The 18,306-nt window shown below is 58.5% G+C and carries 18 protein-coding genes and 1 riboswitch; of the genes, 9 read left to right on the top strand and 9 right to left on the bottom strand.

Annotated elements, in window-relative coordinates; all coding sequences use genetic code 11:
* Window positions 1-191: 191 nt before the first annotated feature.
* On the top strand, window positions 192-1,880 hold the full coding sequence (locus H6G62_RS22330) for an RAMP superfamily protein (RefSeq protein WP_242052225.1): 1,689 nt from the start codon (window positions 192-194) through the stop codon (window positions 1,878-1,880).
* Here the strand turns inward: H6G62_RS22330 and H6G62_RS22335 are convergent.
* The 5 genes from H6G62_RS22335 to H6G62_RS22355 all read right to left on the bottom strand — a co-directional run bounded on the left by H6G62_RS22335 (window position 1,860) and on the right by H6G62_RS22355 (window position 7,694).
* Window positions 1,860-3,074 carry a DUF3419 family protein gene (locus H6G62_RS22335; RefSeq protein WP_190499301.1) on the bottom strand — a complete coding sequence of 405 codons (1,215 nt, stop codon included), beginning with the start codon at window positions 3,072-3,074 and terminating at the stop codon, window positions 1,860-1,862. The two genes, H6G62_RS22330 and H6G62_RS22335, sit on opposite strands and share 21 nt — an antisense overlap.
* Before the next feature lie 9 nt (window positions 3,075-3,083).
* Window positions 3,084-6,176, bottom strand: a complete 3,093-nt coding sequence (locus H6G62_RS22340) for a PEP/pyruvate-binding domain-containing protein (protein ID WP_190499303.1) — start codon at window positions 6,174-6,176, stop codon at window positions 3,084-3,086.
* A 147-nt stretch (window positions 6,177-6,323) separates the two neighbouring features.
* Complete coding sequence (locus H6G62_RS22345; RefSeq protein ID WP_190499305.1) at window positions 6,324-6,593, bottom strand: hypothetical protein; 270 nt, start codon at window positions 6,591-6,593, stop codon at window positions 6,324-6,326.
* 35 nt (window positions 6,594-6,628) lie between these two features.
* Window positions 6,629-6,684: riboswitch (Glutamine riboswitch) on the bottom strand.
* Between the two features lie 296 nt (window positions 6,685-6,980).
* Window positions 6,981-7,229 (bottom strand): hypothetical protein, encoded by a 249-nt coding sequence (locus H6G62_RS22350; RefSeq protein ID WP_190499307.1) that lies wholly within the window; start codon window positions 7,227-7,229, stop codon window positions 6,981-6,983.
* Between the two features lie 114 nt (window positions 7,230-7,343).
* The gene (locus H6G62_RS22355) at window positions 7,344-7,694 is read right to left on the bottom strand and encodes an antibiotic biosynthesis monooxygenase (protein ID WP_190499309.1); all 351 of its coding nucleotides are present in this window, start codon (window positions 7,692-7,694) and stop codon (window positions 7,344-7,346) included.
* Window positions 7,695-7,951: 257 nt separating this feature from the next.
* Here H6G62_RS22355 and H6G62_RS22360 point away from each other — a divergent pair, with 257 nt between their 5' ends.
* From H6G62_RS22360 to H6G62_RS22375, 4 genes are all read left to right on the top strand, one after another.
* The gene (locus tag H6G62_RS22360; protein WP_190499310.1) at window positions 7,952-8,623 is read left to right on the top strand and encodes a class I SAM-dependent methyltransferase; all 672 of its coding nucleotides are present in this window, start codon (window positions 7,952-7,954) and stop codon (window positions 8,621-8,623) included.
* A 214-nt stretch (window positions 8,624-8,837) separates the two neighbouring features.
* Window positions 8,838-9,203 (top strand): hypothetical protein, encoded by a 366-nt coding sequence (locus tag H6G62_RS22365; protein WP_190499312.1) that lies wholly within the window; start codon window positions 8,838-8,840, stop codon window positions 9,201-9,203.
* Window positions 9,204-9,436: 233 nt separating this feature from the next.
* Window positions 9,437-11,485 (top strand): NAD-dependent DNA ligase LigA, encoded by a 2,049-nt coding sequence (ligA, locus tag H6G62_RS22370; RefSeq protein WP_190499314.1) that lies wholly within the window; start codon window positions 9,437-9,439, stop codon window positions 11,483-11,485.
* Between the two features lie 55 nt (window positions 11,486-11,540).
* Complete coding sequence (locus H6G62_RS22375; RefSeq protein ID WP_190499316.1) at window positions 11,541-12,269, top strand: succinate dehydrogenase cytochrome b subunit; 729 nt, start codon at window positions 11,541-11,543, stop codon at window positions 12,267-12,269.
* A gap of 132 nt (window positions 12,270-12,401) precedes the next feature.
* On the opposite strand, the gene aqpZ is transcribed toward H6G62_RS22375, so the two are convergent.
* Window positions 12,402-13,145 carry an aquaporin Z gene (gene aqpZ, locus H6G62_RS22380; protein WP_190499319.1) on the bottom strand — a complete coding sequence of 248 codons (744 nt, stop codon included), beginning with the start codon at window positions 13,143-13,145 and terminating at the stop codon, window positions 12,402-12,404.
* Window positions 13,146-13,695: 550 nt separating this feature from the next.
* Here aqpZ and H6G62_RS22385 point away from each other — a divergent pair.
* Window positions 13,696-14,991 carry a DUF4912 domain-containing protein gene (locus H6G62_RS22385; RefSeq protein WP_190499320.1) on the top strand — a complete coding sequence of 432 codons (1,296 nt, stop codon included), beginning with the start codon at window positions 13,696-13,698 and terminating at the stop codon, window positions 14,989-14,991.
* A 106-nt stretch (window positions 14,992-15,097) separates the two neighbouring features.
* Window positions 15,098-15,625 (top strand): DUF937 domain-containing protein, encoded by a 528-nt coding sequence (locus H6G62_RS22390; protein ID WP_190499323.1) that lies wholly within the window; start codon window positions 15,098-15,100, stop codon window positions 15,623-15,625.
* 81 nt (window positions 15,626-15,706) lie between these two features.
* Here the strand turns inward: H6G62_RS22390 and H6G62_RS22395 are convergent, their stop codons facing one another.
* A complete protein-coding gene (locus H6G62_RS22395; RefSeq protein WP_190499325.1) occupies window positions 15,707-16,882 on the bottom strand; it encodes a 5-(carboxyamino)imidazole ribonucleotide synthase in 1,176 nt (391 codons plus the stop codon).
* A 107-nt stretch (window positions 16,883-16,989) separates the two neighbouring features.
* Window positions 16,990-17,124, bottom strand: a complete 135-nt coding sequence (locus tag H6G62_RS28415) for a hypothetical protein (protein WP_277883049.1) — start codon at window positions 17,122-17,124, stop codon at window positions 16,990-16,992.
* Between the two features lie 12 nt (window positions 17,125-17,136).
* Between H6G62_RS28415 and H6G62_RS22400 the strand changes: the two genes are divergently transcribed.
* Window positions 17,137-17,574, top strand: a complete 438-nt coding sequence (locus tag H6G62_RS22400) for a secondary thiamine-phosphate synthase enzyme YjbQ (RefSeq protein WP_190499327.1) — start codon at window positions 17,137-17,139, stop codon at window positions 17,572-17,574.
* Between the two features lie 147 nt (window positions 17,575-17,721).
* Here the strand turns inward: H6G62_RS22400 and H6G62_RS22405 are convergent, their stop codons facing one another.
* Window positions 17,722-17,934 (bottom strand): type II toxin-antitoxin system HicB family antitoxin, encoded by a 213-nt coding sequence (locus H6G62_RS22405; protein ID WP_190499329.1) that lies wholly within the window; start codon window positions 17,932-17,934, stop codon window positions 17,722-17,724.
* A gap of 123 nt (window positions 17,935-18,057) precedes the next feature.
* On the opposite strand from H6G62_RS22405, the gene H6G62_RS27520 reads away from it, so the two are divergent.
* Window positions 18,058-18,306 (top strand): helix-turn-helix domain-containing protein (locus H6G62_RS27520; protein WP_206755654.1); only part of this gene is annotated, 249 nt, incomplete at its 3' end.

Raw genomic sequence — 18,306 nt, forward strand, 5'->3', positions numbered from 1 at the left:
GAAAGGCTTTACATCAGCCAGTTTCGGACATGATGGGTCGATTGACTCAGCTCATGTCCGTTTTTCTTGGCGTCCCGCTACCGGATACAGAACTTCCCACTGTCCAGTGGCCTAGGTTTCAGTCTTCTTACCCAATGCCCTTGACCATGCCAACCTCACCTAACATCCCAAACATAGCCAGCCGCGTACCCATGATGTTTCGGGCGCAGGTACCAGGGCGCAGCCAGCTTCAGCGGATTGATCCCCAACGCACCAAGGACGAGATCGATCAAGATGTAGAGCGTTGGGTGGATGAGTGGACGGATAAAACGAGCGACGATCCGCCCCAATCTAGCCGCACCGAAAACAGCCGCGTGTACGACATCACCTGGCGCTTTGTCACCAACGGCGGACAAGACGATGGCATCATTCGTCCGGTGATTGGGGCCTATGGCTGGCCTGTGTATCCCGGCAGCAGTATGAAGAGGGCCTTCCGTCAAGCCTGCACCATTACCCAAGCCGACCGTTACTGTGGACGGGCCGTCGGCCAGGATTTCCAGCCTGGTATTTTGCGATTCCACGGGGGCTATCCCACCAGCCCCGACTGGACGGATGGCCTGGTGGATATTATCCACCCGCAACAAGATCGCCAGGTTAAGCAGGAACAAACCACCAGCGCCTTTGCCCAAATTTCCCTCTATCAGCCCCAATTGCGGTTTGCCATCTCCAGCACCGAGCCCCTAGAGGCCACAGAATGGGAGATCGTTTGGCAAATTTGGGAACGGGCTTTGAGAAACGGCCTAGGGTGTCGGGTAAGTGCGGGCTATGGCCAGGTTGTCTATCCCTACGAAAGTGATGATGTTGGGGCTAATCGTGCCGGGGACATCCTATTCCAATCGCACATAAAGGGGCAGGGTCAAGCGCCTAAGTTGTTGGATCAGGCGGGAGAGTTTCGGCCCAATGTATTCCGGGCGGCGGTGCGGGGTCATGCTTTGCGGCTGTTTGGCGGGCTCACCTCAGCGGCGCAGGCGGAGGCATTGGTCAATCAACTCTTTGGCAGTGTGCAGGGCAGTGGCGATGTGGGGCTGCTAGCCATTCACTTTCAAACTCGTCGGCTGAATTTGGACAGCTACGGCACCGGGAAATGGGAACAGCCTACCTACGCAGTGGAGGGCGATCTGGCTTGGGCGCTCAACCGCTCCCTGCCGGATGCCGAACAGCAATCAGTCCTGACCAACCTAGTACGTGCCCTCATGCACTTTTCTATGGTATTCGGCGGCTTTGGAAAGTCTTGGCGACGGGCCGACCATCGCCTGTTTTATCTCGACTATGCCGAGCAATCCAATAAGCCCCTAATTGGCTGTCACTGGCAATGGGGGAGTGATGCCCTTCAGCAGAACTACCAAATCCGCAGACTAGAGCACATTCCCCCTTTCCTCAAAGCGGTGCGGGGTGTGGCACGGCGATGGCTTCAGCTCCAGAAAGCCACCTCCGACCAGCGGGCTACCCACTGGCGCGAAGCATGGCATCCGCAGACTGTGCAAGTCTGGGGACGGTTAGCCCAAAATCAAGACGACAGCCTCGCCGTTGAGTGGCTACATGGCCCCTATCGCAAGGCCATTCGGGCCGCAAGGGTGACGGAAGGTTCCATCTACAAAACCTCTGTGACTGGACAATTGGGTCACATTGGTCGCCTATGGCACCGGATGTATCCCGTTGTGCAGTTGAAGAAGCTGAAAGATAATTCCCAGGGTAAGCCCGTGGCGATTCTGCCAGCCAACCCTCAATATTTAGAATTGTTGACGCTGTTTCCTGACAATTCCCACGAATATCAGCAGTTTTTGCAATTTCTTCGGCAAGAACAAACCACTTTTACCTTGCTATGGCCTGAGGAAAGATGATGTGGGGTTGGACGGATCCCCCTCCGGTGCAAGGGGAGCAGGGGTCTGAACCACCATAAACCGTTTGTAGAAAAAGACCTGATCCCGCTGGTGGAGTTGGGCGGCGAGGCCCACCAGGGGTTGCCAGTGGGGATTATTCGCGGCACAGGTGCGGTCGCTGAGTCGATTCCAAAAGGCCATTTTTGCCCTAGGAGCAGCGTGTTGGTGCAGGGTATTCAGCACGGTTTGAAAGTGCGATTCAGACATATATTCAAATACGTTACTGAGGTTAAAGCGGTCGATGGGATGGTCGTTTTGAGCGAGAAAATCCTCCAGCGAGGTGGTGTGCCACTCTAGGCGATCTAGGTTTTGGCGAATGGCATCAAAGTTTTCGGGCCGCAGAGCGTAGGGCAACACCGTGTCATAGTGGCCCAGCACAATCCATTGCAGGTAGGGATTTTGGGCGGGGTCGAGGGTGGTGAGGGCGTAGCGGGTGCGCCCCAGCAGGTGGTCGGCCAAGGATTGATCGCCATAGCGGAGAAATTCGGGATCGGTGCCCAAACGTCCTAACGTAAAGCGCGAGAAAAAGGCCCGAAACAGCCACTGCCACCGCCAGCCGTCCCACTGATTCGCGTACCAATCTTCGCGTTCTGTGGGGGAAAGTCCCTTCAAAATGGGTTGCCACGTTGCCGAAGAATGCACCAAGGGCAACACCCAACGGCGAAACAACGCCAGGTAGCGCTCAAACTTGCCGCTGTGGAGAATCCCCTGGGCAATGGCCCCCGGTCGGCCATCCCAAAATTCCCTGGCCTGGGGGGATAGATCCTGCCGACAACGCTGGTAAAACTGTGACCTAAGCGATCCCAGGGTTCTTTGAGAACCCTGGGATCTGACCTCCTGGGATCTGACCTCCTGGGATCTGACCTCCGGGTTTCTGGCTCCCAACAGCGTCAGCATTTCGGGATAACTCAAGCACCGAAAGGCCTCTACTTTCAACTCCAAACAGGCGATTTGGGCAGGGCTGAGATCCACCGCCATCACCCGCTGGGGGCCACGGCTGAGCAGGGCCAGGGTGTTTTCACCACCGGAGGCAATGGAGAGGCAGGTGTGGTGGGGCTGCACTGCTAGGGCTGCTAGCAGAATGTCGGCATCTTCCCAGCATTGGGCATAGCGCAGGTGGTCGAAACGGGTGTGGCGTTCAATTTCGCTGGGCATGGGGTGGGGCTAGGCAGGGGATGACTCCATTGTCTCGGCAGGCGGTGTCTCGGCGGGCGGTGTTTCAGCGGCGGGGCTAGATTGCAAACGCTGCACCCGTCCCGTACGTCCATCCATCGCCACCCAGTCGCCTTCTTGCAAAAGTGTCGTTAGGCTGGGCAGGTCGCTCACCATCGGCAGGCCCAGTTCCCGCGCCACAATGGCCACATGGGATAACACACTGCCCCGCTCCACCAGCAACCCCTGGGCATGGGGAAACAGCAGCACCCAGCCCGGATCCGTGGAGGTGGCCACCAAAATTTGGGGTTCCTGCCTGGGGGCAAATGCGCCCTGTCGCTGGAGCCACTGGCGCGGATGGCTGACCAAACACACCCGCCCCTGCACCGCTCCCGGCGCACAGCCCGTGCCCTGCCAGGTGTCAGCCCTATCGGTCATGGGTGAGATTCCTGAATTCATGGAGAGTCCCGAATCTAATCTGGAGATAGATGAGGAAGACAGGCCCAAACTCGGCAGGCCAAAGGTTTCCAGTCTTCGGGGCAAGGCCGGAGCCGCGAGGTGTTGCTGATACTGGGCGGTGCGGACAGCCACTAATCCTCGCAGATCTAGGGTTGTAGCTGTGCCTTCCACCAAACCCATGATTTCTTCCACCTCTAGAAAGAAGATATCGGCGGGATCCTCCAGCCAATCGAGGGCGTAGAACCGTTTGCCCAGTTCCACAAATACGCGCCGAGCTTGGCCAAAGACACGGGTGCGCTCGAAGCGGAGGTTCTCCCGATTTCGTACCAGACGGCGGGTATTGTGCAGCACCCAGCGAAAGAGGACGGCCCTTACACCTAGCCCCTTGGCCCTCACCCCCTCTCCCCATGGGAGAGGGGAGTTAGATGGCAGAGGTTCACTGGAAAAATGGGAGTCTCCTATCCGGCCCCCCCCTCTCCCCGTGGGAGAGGGGGACTGAGGGGGTGAGGGTCTCCGGCCTGTGGGAGAGGGGGACTGAGGGGGTGAGGGCTTTTGCGCCATGAATCCCACCGTTCTCAACAGGGGGAGGGGATCATCGGCCAGGGTGAGGCTTTCGAGTTTGAGTTCTTCTAGGCAGCGGTCGCCGAATTGGGCCAAATACTGCTGATAGGCCGTTTTTAGGGATGGAATGGCCGCCAAGGTGCGCTGAATCTCGGCTAGAGACCCGTTGCAGAACACTTCGATATAGTCGGGATAATCGGCCAAAAGTGCCGCCATTTCCGTCATGCGCTGGGCAGGTTCGGTGCTGATGATGTCTCCTGTCAGGCTGATCAGGGTATTTTGCAACGCCCCAGTCGTATCGCCACCCCAGCGGGTGACAAGTTTTTTGAGCACGCCGTAGAAAATCATGGCGAAGAAGTCGTTAATCAGCGGCGCGTCCCAGTGGGTGAGGAGTTCGCCTTCGATGCGGCGATAGAGTTTCACCAGTTCATCGGGGCGCTGGTCGGGCAGGGTGGCCCGTTGGTCGGTGGTCATCAGCACCCGACCAAGCCGCTGGTAGTAGCGCTGGATGCGACGGTTAAGGGTGAGGTAGTTCGTCAAAATGCGTCCGGTAGACCAGGCCAGCCGCAGGGCATCGGCGACGGGATGGGTCTGATTTTGGCGGCGAATCTCAGCCATTACCGCCTCCGGCAAGCCCTGTTGCACCCCCAGCATTTGCTCTAAAAACCGCGCATTCAGCCGATATCCCGGCAAAAACGTCAGCACCCGATACCAGCTCAACAGGTTGTAGTAAATTCGCCCCTGCAAGAAGCCAATCATGGTCTGAAACACCCGGCGGTTCTGCCTAATTAACCCATCGGGCACCCCCATAAAGCGGCAAAACTGCTGATACACCTCGGTATAGGCCTTGCGGGCAAAGGAGAACGTCAAGGGCGTGGTGACGCCGCTGTAGCTTTCCACAATGTTGCTGTTGTCCCACAGACCATAGGTGCCGTCAGGGTCGGGCTGGGCGGCCAGGGTGGTGATGGGGCGGGCTTGCAGAAGGTAGAGGCTGTCCCCCACCCCGATAGGCTCTCTGGCCCTCTCCCTCAATCCCTCTCCCAACTTGGGAGAGGGACTTTGAGAACCCCCTTCTCCCACGAGGGGAGAAGGGGCTGGGGGATGAGGGGGACCTTCCACCCAGGCCCACTCGATATCCTGGGGGCGGGCTTGGTGGTGGCTAATCTTTCGGGCCAGTTGGGCGATTTCGAGGATTTGGTGATCGGTCAGCACGGCCCGCTGTTGGGCCTCGGCGGGGACAGATTCCCAGATCAGGCTTCCTTCTGAACTGACCTGCTGCTGCTGAGTTTGCAGAGCTAGGCGACGTTCTAGAATTTGCCCCTCTCGGCTGACCAGGTAGGTATCGCCCACCACACCCCCGTTAACCAAGGCCGCAGAGAGACCATAGACCGCTTGGATGACCGTCACGCCTCGCCGCCCACTCACCGGATCGGCACTGAAGGCGACCCCCGCCGCCACGGGGTTGAGCAGGGGCTGAATCAGCACGGCGGGCGGCTGGAAGCCAGCAGGGTGTAGGGCATCGGACGGACGAGAAGACCTCGCCCCTACGGTTTGATAGGTTTGCAGCGATTCGGAAAAGGCGGATTGCCAGACCTGCAAAATGGCGCGTTCCAAGTCTGGGAGCGCTACACCGAGAACAGTCTCCAACTGTCCGGCGTAGCTTTGCTGGGTACCGTCCTCCGCCAAGGCCGATGACCGCACGGCCCACCGTTGTTCTGGCGTTCCCAAGCATGTTAGGCCTTGCGTCACCTCAGCCATCACGGCTGGGGCAATGTGGCTGGGTAGGTGGCAAGAGTCACGGGTTAGGGGATCACCATGGCAGCGCGGCAACGAATCCCAAAACGCTTGGGGCAAGAGCACAACCCCCGGTAGCACAGGGAACCCCGATTGGGCGAGGTGCGCCAAGGTTGCCGCTTTGCCGCCGAGGCTGGGCCAGTCGGACGGGGGTAGGGAATGGGTTGGGGTGAACTGGGTGCAGTAGGGCATGGCGGAGGAGGTCGGGAGTCGCAAGTCGGGACAGCACCCAGGGGTCTCCTTAGGGTAAAAGATAAACCCATCCGCCGCCACGCACCGTCCAAGGGGCACGGCGACCCACCCCCTGATCCTAGCCCGCTCACGCCATCAGTTCTAGGATGCCGTCGCAGCCACCATCCCACCGAGCCGCCGCCCAATCCTCGGGATCAGCCGCCATGTACCAGCCCAGCATCGAAGTCAGCCAAGCAGGCTTCGGCCTTAAAAATCGTAGGCGAGGTGCCCGTTGCGCTCCACCCAAATGTTGGTAATGTCTAGGCCAAGGCGATGAATGGCTTGGCGCAACTCAATCTGGGCATCGTCGAGCTTCCAGAGGGTGGCGCAGTCGCGGCAGTTAATCACTAGGGTAGTGGCGGTGGCAAAAACGTAGATCAGATCTAGGTCTGCGAGATCAGCGGCAGTGAGAATGGCTTTCCCGGTTTGTTGGGCCTGCCGAACTTGGTGCAAGAGTTTTTGGGTCTTAACGGTCATGGATTTCGCCTCCAAAGGTCGAAGAGGGGTGAAGAGGCGCGTTCCTTCGGGAAAATCCCTACTTCCGTCTCCAGGGCTGGAGATGAACGGGGTTTGTGGCCTGCGTTGACGCAGCAGACCGACCCAAGCCCAACAGGCCCAACCCAAAAAGTTGGCCACCAGGGCTTTAGGCCCATCTGTATCTATTGTTACCAAAAATCCGCCGAGATGGGACAGATCGGCGCATCTGTAAGAAGTTTTAATACTTAGGCAAGGGATGGGGAGGTGCTGTCCCCAGGGTAGATCGAGGATGGGCATGGCCCACGCGACCAGGGGACGGGGACGGGCCGATCTCTGGCGAGCCGTCCGGGTCACGGGGAGAACAGGGCTAAGACCGTTAGGCGACGTCTAGGCATCGCCGTTTTCGAGTTTGCGTCGCGACTCGCCCCAGTAGGCGCTGACGGTGATCACTTCTTGATCGCCCTTAATTTCTGTGCGCCAGCGATAAATGGTGTTTTTAGGATTGACGCCCACCTCTAGCAGCTTGGCCCCCATGTAGTATTCCATGGAATCGCGGGTGCGCTTTTTGAAGAACTCAGACTGATTTTTGGGCACCGTGCGCGACAGGTGGGCTTGGGTGTGCTTAGGTGTGGGCATGGACGGAGGGCAAGGATTGAAAAAGGTCAGCCTTCATCATAGTCGAGAGCGCTGGAGCTAGCACCTTGAGCGGCGACGAGAAGGCGGTGGGAGGAGGCAAACCAGCGGTGGCGGCTAGTTGGGGTTGAGGGCTTGGGCGAGCACGGAGGGTAGGCCAATTTCGCTGCACACTTCGTAGAAGGTGGTCACAGGTGGCGTGGCAAATAGGTGGGCAATTTTGGCGAGGGTTTGCTCGTAAATCACATTGTGGTGCTCGCTCATGTCCTCAATGTTTTCCCAGAGGATAATGGCGATGCCGCGATCAGTGCCCGGTTCCTGCAAGAGATAGGCTCCTTGGAACCCTTTGTTAAAGGTGGATACCGCCTTTTCATAGAGCTGGCGGGCTTCGGAAAAACAACCGGGCTTAAATTCGCCAATGGCGACGTAGGCGTATTTGTGCTTCAAAAAATCATCAAAATCAGACATGGCCGTTTCAATGGAGAACGATAGGACTATAAATCGAGAAGCCTAGGACTAGGCACCTGTGGCAGCGATTGTCAGCCCCTAGGGTACCGGAAAATCATCCCTCTAGTGTGGCGCAGATGTGGTTCCCCAGTGCCCTTTCTAACCTTGGCTTTAGATTCTGCTCCCAGTGGCTATGATAGGGCTCTGTTGCATTGCGTTGACCGCTGCATTGCCCGCCCGATTTCCTGCTGTTGTATCCACTGCGAGGCCGTTGATCCATGTCGAACCGCACCCTCACCCTCACCGATGGCCTCTACGATTACCTCCTGGCCCACTCGGTGCAGGAGCCGGAGATCCTGCGGGCCTTGCGCCAGGAAACGGCCCAGCACCCCATGGCCCAGATGCAGATTGCGCCGGAACAGGGGCAGTTTATGGCCCTGCTGATTCAGCTTATGGGGGCCAAGACCGCCCTGGAGGTAGGGGTGTTTACGGGCTATAGTGCTCTACGGGTGGCCTTGGCCCTGCCACCGGAGGGGCGGTTAGTTGCCTGCGATGTGAACCCCGACTATACGGCCATTGCCCAGCGCTACTGGGAACAGGCCGGAGTGACCCACAAAATTGACCTGCGCCTTGGCCCCGCCACCGAAACCCTGGATCAACTCATCGCCGAGGGCGCACAGAACCGCTTTGACTTCGCCTTCATCGACGCCGACAAAAGCAACTACCCCACCTACTACGAACAGGCGCTTCAGTTGGTGCGGCCCGGTGGGTTGATCGCCATTGATAACGTGCTGTGGTCGGGGCGGGTGGCCGACCCCACGGTCACCGACAACCGCACCCAAACCCTGCGACGGTTTAACACAGCCCTCGCCGCCGATTCGCGCATTGTCCTAAGCTTGGTACCCATCGCCGATGGCCTCACCCTAGCCCTGAAGCGCCCTGAGCCTTAGCCCCCACCCTGACCCCACCCTGAGTGATGGCGCTAACGTCGGCCTGGGGGTTAGCGAAGCCAGACAACCGTCCACTGTAAATCTTAATCAGCCAAACGTTAGCTTTTTCAGGGAATTGGGCAACCTAACCTTAGAGACCTGCTGGACAAGTTTAGGGCTTCACCGCCGTTCCTTTGCCTATGGTCTGTTTTTCTATAATCACGAGGAACCTTCTATGGTCATGTTGCCCTTCAAATCCCTCGCGGCCCTTGCTTTCAGTGCTGTCGCCCTCGCGAGTGGAGCGGCTTTAGTGCAGGCTCAATCGCGTACCGACTCCCTCTCCACCGGGCAGTCGGTCAGCTACGACGGCTTTCTGTATGCCGGAGAAACCGTCTACGCCACCTGCGACAGCGACTGCACCGACCTCGATATTTTGCTCTACGACGCCAACGATGGCAGCTTGGTCGCCTCGGATGTTTTCCCTGATGCCCAGCCCGTCGTCACCGCCCCCTACGAAGGCAGCTTTGTGATTGAAGTGGTGATGGCCAGTTGCAGTGTGGAACCCTGCGCCACCTGGACGGACTCAGACAACGGTTTCTAAACCGACTCTGTTCCGCCAACGTTGCCCCGCCAACGTTGCGCCTCAATTCTGGATCGTTTGACAGCTTGCTACGACTGAGCCACCGCTGGTTAACGGTGGCTTTTTTCTGCCCACATGCTCGCCTAACCCAGCGGCCCAACCCCAGTTAGGCAAGGCACCGATGGCAGGCCAAACAGCGCTACACTAGCCTCTGAATCATCCGGTACCGACGCATACCAATTCCGAACCTGGCTATGGAGTCTGCCCCCCGCCCCGCTGTCAATGCCTCTGACCTTGCCACCCTAGAGACCAGGGTGCAGGATCTGCGGCGACAGGTGCAGGCCGCCAGCTACGCCTACTACGTGTTGGATGAGCCCATCATGGCCGATGAGGTGTACGACCGCCTCTATCGGGAACTGCAAGACCTGGAAACGGCCCATCCTCACCTAATCACCGCCGACAGCCCTACCCAGCGCGTGGGTGAAAAGCCCGCCACCCAGTTCACCTCCGTCCAGCACAACATCCCCCTCTACAGCCTAGAAAACGCCTTTGATTTGGCGGAATTTCGGGCCTGGGAAGACCGCTGGCGCAGGCAGGCCCCGGAAGTGGGCAAAGCCGCCTACGTGGCAGAACTGAAAATCGACGGCAACGCCCTGGCCCTCACCTACGAAAACGGCATCCTCACCCGCGCCGCCACCCGTGGGGACGGCATTTCTGGGGAAGAGATCACCCAAAACGTCAAAACCATTCGCTCGGTGCCCCTGCGCCTGCAACTCGACAACCCGCCCCCGGTGGTGGAGGTGCGCGGCGAAGCCTTTTTGCCCCTGGATGTGTTTGAGCAGATCAACCAAGAGCGCATCAACCGGGAGGAAGCCCCCTTTGCCAACCCCCGCAACGCCGCCGCCGGAACCCTGCGCCAGTTGGATTCCCAAATTGTTTCCCAGCGCAAACTCGATTTTTTCGCCTACACCCTCCACGGCCTAGAATCCGAGTCGGAAACCCAATGGCAAGCCCTCGACCTACTCCAGCGGCTCGGTTTTCGGGTCAACCCCAACCGTCAGTTGTGCCAATCGGAAACCGAGGTGCAAGCCTACTACGACCGTTGGGCCACGGAACGCACCACCCTGCCCTACATGACCGATGGCGTGGTGGTGAAGCTCAACGATATGGCCCTACAAGAGCGGCTGGGCTTTACCCAAAAGTTCCCCCGCTGGGCCGTGGCGATGAAATACCCCGCTGAGGAAGTACCCACGGTGCTAGAGTCCGTCAGTTTTCAGGTGGGCCGCACTGGGGCGGTGACTCCCGTGGCGGAACTGCGTCCGGTCGCTTTGGCGGGAACCACCGTGGCCAGGGCTACCCTCCACAATGCCGAGCGGCTGGCAGAACTGGGCATTCACCAGGGCGATACGGTGATCGTTCGCAAGGCCGGAGAAATTATCCCGGAGGTGGTGCGGGTGATGGCAGAATTGCGTCCGGCAGCGGCCCGCCCCATCACCATGCCCACCCACTGCCCCGAATGCGATTCTGAACTGGTGAAGCCCGACGAGGAAGCCGTTACCCGCTGCATCAACAGCGCCTGTCCGGCCATTGTCCAAGGGGCGATCATCCACTGGGCGCGGCGCGATGCCCTGGATATCGAGGGCTTGGGGGAAAAGTGGGTGAAGCAGTTTGTGGAACGGGGGCTGGTGCAGTCCGTCGCCGACCTCTACGATCTGACCACCGAAACATTGCTCCCCCTAGACCGCATGGGACCACAACTGGCGGAAAAATTGGTCAACGCCATCGCCGCGTCTAAGACTCGTCCCTGGGCAGCGGTGCTGTACGGGTTAGGAATTCGCCATGTGGGCACCGTCAACGCCAAAACCCTGACCCAGGCGTTTCCCTCGGTGGATGCCCTCGCCGCCGCCGACCCAGAAACCATCGCCGCCGTCCACACCATCGGCCCCGAAATTGCCCAGTCTGTGGCGGATTGGTTCCACCTGCCCGCCAATCGGGTGTTGATTGAACGTCTACACCAGGCCGGACTTCAGCTTGTCGCCGATCCCCTCGAACCCGCCGCTGCCCCCGGTGGCCTGACGGGCAAAACCTTCGTCCTCACGGGCACCCTGCCCAGCCTCAGCCGCACCGAAGCCGCCGCCAAAATTGAGGCCGCTGGGGGCAAAGTCACCAGCAGCGTTAGCAAGGCCACCGATTACGTGGTGGCGGGTGAAAAGGCCGGATCTAAACTCGAAAAAGCCGAAAAACTCGGCATTGCCATCCTCAGCGAAGCCGACCTGCTGGCGTTGATCCATTCCCCCACCTAGCCCTGGCCTCGTCAATGGCTAGGCTTGAACCATGACCCTCCACCGTGCAATCCCTATGACTAATGTCCTGAAGGCTCCAGAGCCTAATAACGAAAACTTGCCTCAGTCGCCCTTGCTGCGGTTTTATCGGTCGCCCATTGGCAAAAAGCTAATTTCTGGCGCGACGGGGCTGGCGCTGGCGGGCTTTGTGCTGGTGCATATGGTGGGCAATTTGCTGCTGTTTGTGGGCCACGATGCCTACAATGCCTATGCCGAGCATTTGGCCAGTTGGGGCGTTTTGCTCTACGCCGTGGAAGGGTTGCTGGTGGGCATTGCGCTGCTCCACATGGCCGTGGGCGGCAGCGTGTTTGTGGGGCGGCTGCGGGCCAGACCCCAAGACTACGCCCAGTATGAATCCGTGGGTGGCACCAGCTACCAGTCCTTCAGTTCTCGCACCATGATTATCACGGGGGCGATTCTGGCGGTGTTTCTAGGTCTACACCTGTGGACGTTCAAATTTGGCCCCTACTATCCCACAGATCTCGACGGCCAACCCGTGCGGGATTTGGCGCGGCTAGTAGTAGAAGTTTTCCACAAATTGCCCTACGCCTTGGGCTATTCAGGGGTGCTGCTGGGGCTGGGCTTTCATCTGCGCCACGGGGTCTGGAGTGCGGTGCAGTCCCTAGGAGCCTTACACCAAGGTATTCGGCCCATTGCCTATGGGTTGAGTGCGCTGCTGGCGATGGCCATTGCCCTAGGCTTTGGGGCACTCCCCTGGGCCATTTATGGCGGGCTAGTTGGATAGGATTAGGACATAGAAAAATGCGCTGGATCAGGGATCCAACGCATTTTAAATCGGCTATTTAGCCATCGGTGTATTCAGATGATGCAGAGGGTTTAACCGCTGTCGTCTGGTTAGATGTACTCCGCAAAACAACTATTCAGCCGCTGTGTCCTGGGGGCTTTCGGCCTCAAAGAAGGTGGAATAGACCCAACCCGCCAGCAGTGCGCCAACAATAGGGGCCACCCAGAACAGCCAGAGCTGAGCCAGCAGGGGGCCACCCACAAACAGGGCGGGGCCAGTGCTGCGGGCGGGGTTTACCGAGGTATTGGTGACGGGAATGCTGATCAGGTGAATCAAGGTGAGGGCCATACCAATGGCAATGGGGGCCAAACCCGCCGGAGCCCGGAAGTCGGTGGCACCGAGGATGATCATCAGGAAGAAGAAGGTCATCACCACTTCAGTGATCAAGGCGGCGAACAGGCTGTAGCCACCGGGGGAATGGGCACCAAAGCCGTTGGTGGCTAAGGGGTTGCCGCTGCTGTTGTCAATCATGAAATCGGGCTGACCACTGGCGATCAGGTAGATAATCCCAGCCCCCACAATGGCACCCACCACCTGGGCGGTGATGTAGGGCAGCAGTTCACTACTGGGGAAACGCCCCCCCGACCATAGGCCAAAGGACACTGCCGGGTTGAGGTGGCAGCCAGAAATATGACCAATGGCGTAGGCCATGGTGAGCACCGTTAGACCAAAGGCCAGGGATACGCCCAAAAAGCCAAGCCCCAATTGAGTCTCATCCACTAAAAACTTGGCGGCAAAGACGGCACTACCGCAACCACCTAACACGAGCCACAGAGTGCCGAAAAATTCGGCAGCACAACGTTTTACTAGAGGCATTTACTCCACTCCTCCTCAATCTTTTAAGACTTTTCTGAACTTAGTAGCATTCTTGTCAGACGGAATGCCCCCTTTGTTTATACCGCACATCTGCCCAAGGGAAGATAATAAGAGTTTCATATGCAGGCTACGGAATTATCGGCCCCGCAGATCGGGCAAGATCGCCAGAATATCAACGGATACTAGCTCTGTTGAGAAGCCACCCTTACGGCTTCCTTATCTTTTTTGTCTAAAGTAGTCATCAACGACCATAGATGGAACGACCAACCTTTTCCAGTCCTCTTCGGGGGGCTGGTTTTTGTCTGGATAGGGATTTGATGCCGAATCAAACTTGGGTGCAGCGCTAGGGTCATCACCCGCACCAGGCCGATGAAGCCAGAGCTACCCATTCAGTTGAGTCTACAGGGGCCAGTCCACAGGGTTAAGTCCATAGGGTTAAGTCCATAGGGTTGAGTCAAAGCCCTGTTGCCGCTACATTACTGTGAGCCCTATGCCGTGCATTCGCCGTAATAGGGGACGGCTCCCTGCCCTTTCTGGTTCCACTTCGGCCATGTTTCACCGCCACCGTGCTTTCTCGCCGCTACTCGTTCCGTTGCTTCGGCTCACGGCGGCTGTCTTGGCGGGCACCGTCATGCTCCAGGGCGATCAGCGTCTCTGGGCACAGTCTTCCCCTCCGGCGGCAGGTAGCGATACCGAGGTGCAAACTCCAGAACGTTCAACCCCAGACGACTTAGCCCCCATCGCTGGCCCGAATCGAGACTTTCCCTGGTGGCCATGGATTTTGGCGTTTCCGGCCTTGGGGGGCGGGCTGTGGTGGCTGTTGCGAGAGATCTCCCCGCCGTCCAACACCTTGGCACTAGGTACCGTTGGCGCAATCCAGACGGGGAGACGGTCTGAGCAGAAAGCGGAGCAATCCGCAGGGGCAACTGGGGGGATCGCTGACGGAAACGCTGGGGGGAAACCTGGGGGCGGGGCTTCGGCTTCAGGCGAGGCAATCGATCAGGCTTCAGGGCAGACCGCCCTAGACCAATCTGCAATGGATCGGCGCATCATCTTGGTTCCCCGTTCCAGCCATGCCGCCTATGCCTACTGGGAACTGCCGCCCTCGGAGGTGGAGGCGCTCCAGCGGCGCAGTTATCGCCTCTCCCTAAAGGTTCACGATGTCACCGATATTGACCTAGTGAATCGGCAAACGCCCCATACGACCGAGATGCTTGCTTGCCCCACAACCGCGATGGGCGACTGCCACCTGCCCATCCCCCAAACAGATCGGGACTACCTGGCGGAACTAGGTTACCAAGACGAATCGTCAACCTGGCACGCCCTGGTGCGGTCGGAGCCCGTGCGGTTTCTGACCCAGCCCAATGCGGTGGAACCCCAGATCGCCATCACACCTCCCGCCCTGGAGATCACCTCGACAACAACACCCGCCACGGACGCCACGCCTCAGAAGGCCCCCCCCGGTCTAGAAGCAGGGCAAGGCAGGGTGGTGAATGCGGCCATTCCTCGCCCCGGTACCACCGCCGCCATGGCCTCCCTGGCGGCCCAAACCTGCCAGAGTGCCCTGGCCCGCTGGGAAATTGATCCCGATCAGGTGACCGACCTCAAGACAGGCAAGCGCCGTTTGGCCGTGCGCCTCTATGATGTGACGGAACTGCCCGGTTTCTTGGCCAGCCACCCCAACAGTGTGCAGGAATTTGAGGCGGAACTCGCCCCCCAGGCGGAACGGGTGTTACCCATCGCCATCGATGATCGAGACTATTTAATTGAGGTGGGCTATGTGGATGGCCGTGGCCAATGGTATGTGCTGGCCAAATCTAGCCCCGTGCGCGTACCCGCCTGTTAGGGGTGGCCCGTCGAATCGGTGAATGGGTCTAGGAGATGTCATTGAGTCGAGGCCATGTGAGGCGATTGCCATGCTACCCGTGAATCATTCCAAAGGATAAAAGCCTATGTCTTTGTTTTTTGATGTGTTGAGTGCCATTAACAACCCCAACCAGCAGGGCAGCGTGGAACAACTGGGATCGGTGGTGGAATCGCTGCAACAGTTGGCCAGCCGCCAAGGATTAGAGATGGCGCAAATGACCGCCCTCCTCAATAGCCTGGGCGGGGCGTTGCAGCCCGTCCTTCAGGATCAGGCCAGTGCCATTGGGCCTGGGGCACTGGAGGGGCTGTTGGGAAAATTGTCGGGTTCGGGGAGTTTGGGCCTGTTGCAGGTGGCCATTCCGCGCCCCCTTCAGCAGGAGATCATTCAAGCTGTGGCCAAACAAACCGGGGTCAATGCCGATCAAATTCAGTCCATGCTGCCCCAACTGATTCCGGCCATCATGGGGCTATTGGGGATGGGGGCGGCCAAACCGGGCACCAGTGGACAAAATAGTCTGCTGACGGCATTTCTAAATTCCGATCAGGGTCAAAGTACTGATCTAGGAACGGTGATTACCTTTGCCAACCGCTTCCTGAGTCCTCCAGCCCAATAAATCAGAATCCCGGTGTCTAGGGCGCTGATCCCCCAGTCTGACTCCTGGTTTGGCCAAGAAACTGGGTTTCTGAATCTGCGCCTAGGCAGGGCCATACCACAGGGCTTCGAGTTCCTCGGCGGCGGCGATGGGGTCATCTCCGGCCTCTAGACGTTGGGTGATGTGGCCCAGTTTGCGACCGGGGCGAAGGCCTTTGTTGTACCAATATAGGGTGGCGTGGGGCCGCTGCTTGAGGCGGGCGATCCTCTGCTGATGGCTGGCCTCAGACTCCTCTAAACCCAGCAGATTGACCATCACCGCCTGGGCACAGGTGAGCCGGGAAGACCCCAGGGGTTGATCGCTCACCGCCCGCAACTGCTGCTCAAATTGTGAGGTGGCGCAGGCATCCAGGCTGTAGTGGCCAGAATTGTGGGTGCGGGGGGCGATCTCGTTCACCAGCACCCGGCCATCCTCAGTCAGAAAACATTCAATGCCGATAATGCCCACCAAATCTAGGGCATTCACCAGGGTTCGCCCTAGGTTCGCCATGGTATCGGCCACCGCCCCACTCACCGCCACTGGTGCGATCACCCGCCGACAGGTATGGTTCACCTGCACCGTTTCCACCGTGGGATAGAGGGTCACCTTACCGCTGGCCGACCGGGCCACCATGATCGCCAACTCCTTAGTGAAGGGCACAAACTCCTCCAGCAACACCGGAGCCCGCCGAAACCCATCCCAGGCGGCGACCAAGTCCTCAGCGGTTTTAACGACTACCGTGCCATAGCCGTCGTAGCCCAGGCGACGGGTTTTCATCACCAACGGCAAGCCCACTCCCTCCGCTCGCTGGTACAGTTCCGCCTCGGATTCCGGGCCCTCTAAAACGGCATAGCGAGGATTGGGCAAACCCAGGCGATCAAATAATTCCCGTTGGTGGCGCTTATCTAACACCAACGCCAACACCTCCAACTTGGGACGAAACATCACCCCCCGCTGGGCCAAGGCTTGCAGCCCCTCACAGTCAATAAACTCGTTTTCAAAGGTGATCACGTCGCACTGATTGGCCAGGGCTTCCGTCCCCGCCACATCCGCCACCGGGGCCAGCACCGCCGACTGGGCAATGGCCACCGCTGGATCTTCGGCACTGGGGGTTTGCACCACCAACTCCAGGCCCAACCGCAACGCCGCTGGCCCCATCATCCAAGCCAACTGGCCCCCGCCAATCACGCCAATGCGTTGAATTTTGCGGCGATTGCCATCAGAAGGAGGGTGAGTCATAGGATTTCGTAACGCGCAGGTTTAAGCCGTAACACATCAAAGCCTTGTCCAGTAGGGGTGACGTGGCTAACCCATCCTACATTTGATTAGCCAGTAACCGCATGGCCTCAGGCACCGTTCGAGTCCCCATCCATCGGGCCAAAGTCAGGATAGCGGAGTGCCGTTACGGTAAACCGCCGCAACCCAGCTTTGGAATCTGCGACAATGGAGAGCAACGCACCCCCCGTCCACTGTCCAACCAAGGAAAGTCAACCATGACCGCCGACACCGCCGTCACTCGGCACCACCAACAGATCCTCACCCTACGCAGCCAGGGCAAAGCGCTCCTGCGGTTTACGTCCCAGGTGCAGGAGGTGGTACGGGCATCGGGGGTGATAACGGGCCTATGTACGGTGTTTTTGCGCCACACCTCCGCCAGCTTAATCATCCAAGAAAACGCCGACCCGGATGTACTGGCAGATTTGGAAGCCTTCCTCTCGCGGCTAGTGCCGGAGGGCAACCACTATCGCCACAGCACCGAAGGCCCGGACGATATGCCCGCCCACATTCGCACCGTGCTCACCCACACCTCGGAAACCATCCCCATCGTGCAGGGGCGGCTGGCCCTGGGCACCTGGCAGGGGCTCTACCTGTGGGAGCACAGGGCGCGAGGTTCGGCCCGTGAGGTGGTGGTGCATGTGATGGGCTACTAGGCTGGAGGATAAACCGTAGGGTGCATTCGCGAAGCAATGCACCAAAGCCGCATACCGAGACATTCGCGATGGGTAAGTGGTGCATTGCGGCCAAGGGATTGATCCCAAATTAGCCAAAACTATTGCAGCCGCGAATTCACCCTACGGCTAGGCAAACAAAAGACGACCCTTGGGCGTAGGAATGGGACGACCTAATGCTTGGGCAGTTTCGATCCATTCTTGAATGACAACCTCGGCATTAGCCACCGCTGCTTGATAGGTTTCTCCATCCGCTGCACAGCCTGGTAATTCAGGTACTTCCACGATGAAGGACTGATCCTCTTCACTCCAATAGATAATGAGTTCGTATTTAAGGGTCATTTGAGGGGGCCTAGGTAAGTGGTGCATTGCGGCCATGAATATGAATCATTTCCTTCCCCAAAAAATTGATAAGCTGTTAGTCATCTAGACTGCGTATAATACATTAAAATTATGGAATAAGCCATGGGAGTCAGAAACTATCTAACGTCAGAGGAAAAGCAAGAGCTTCAGAAGCAGTTGAAGTTCCATGAACACCCTGACATTCGAGAGCGCATTCTAATACTACTACTGCGCAATGACGGCAGGACTCAACAAGAGATCGCGAACTTAATCGGATGCTCCTTGCGGAAGGTGGCCTACTGGAGCACCCATGGAGATCCGAGCAAGTTAGATAGTTTGATCGATGACCGAATGAAAGGCAACTATCATAAG

This window comes from Phormidium sp. FACHB-1136 (genome assembly GCF_014697375.1).
GTDB lineage: Bacteria > Cyanobacteriota > Cyanobacteriia > Phormidesmidales > Phormidesmidaceae > Nodosilinea.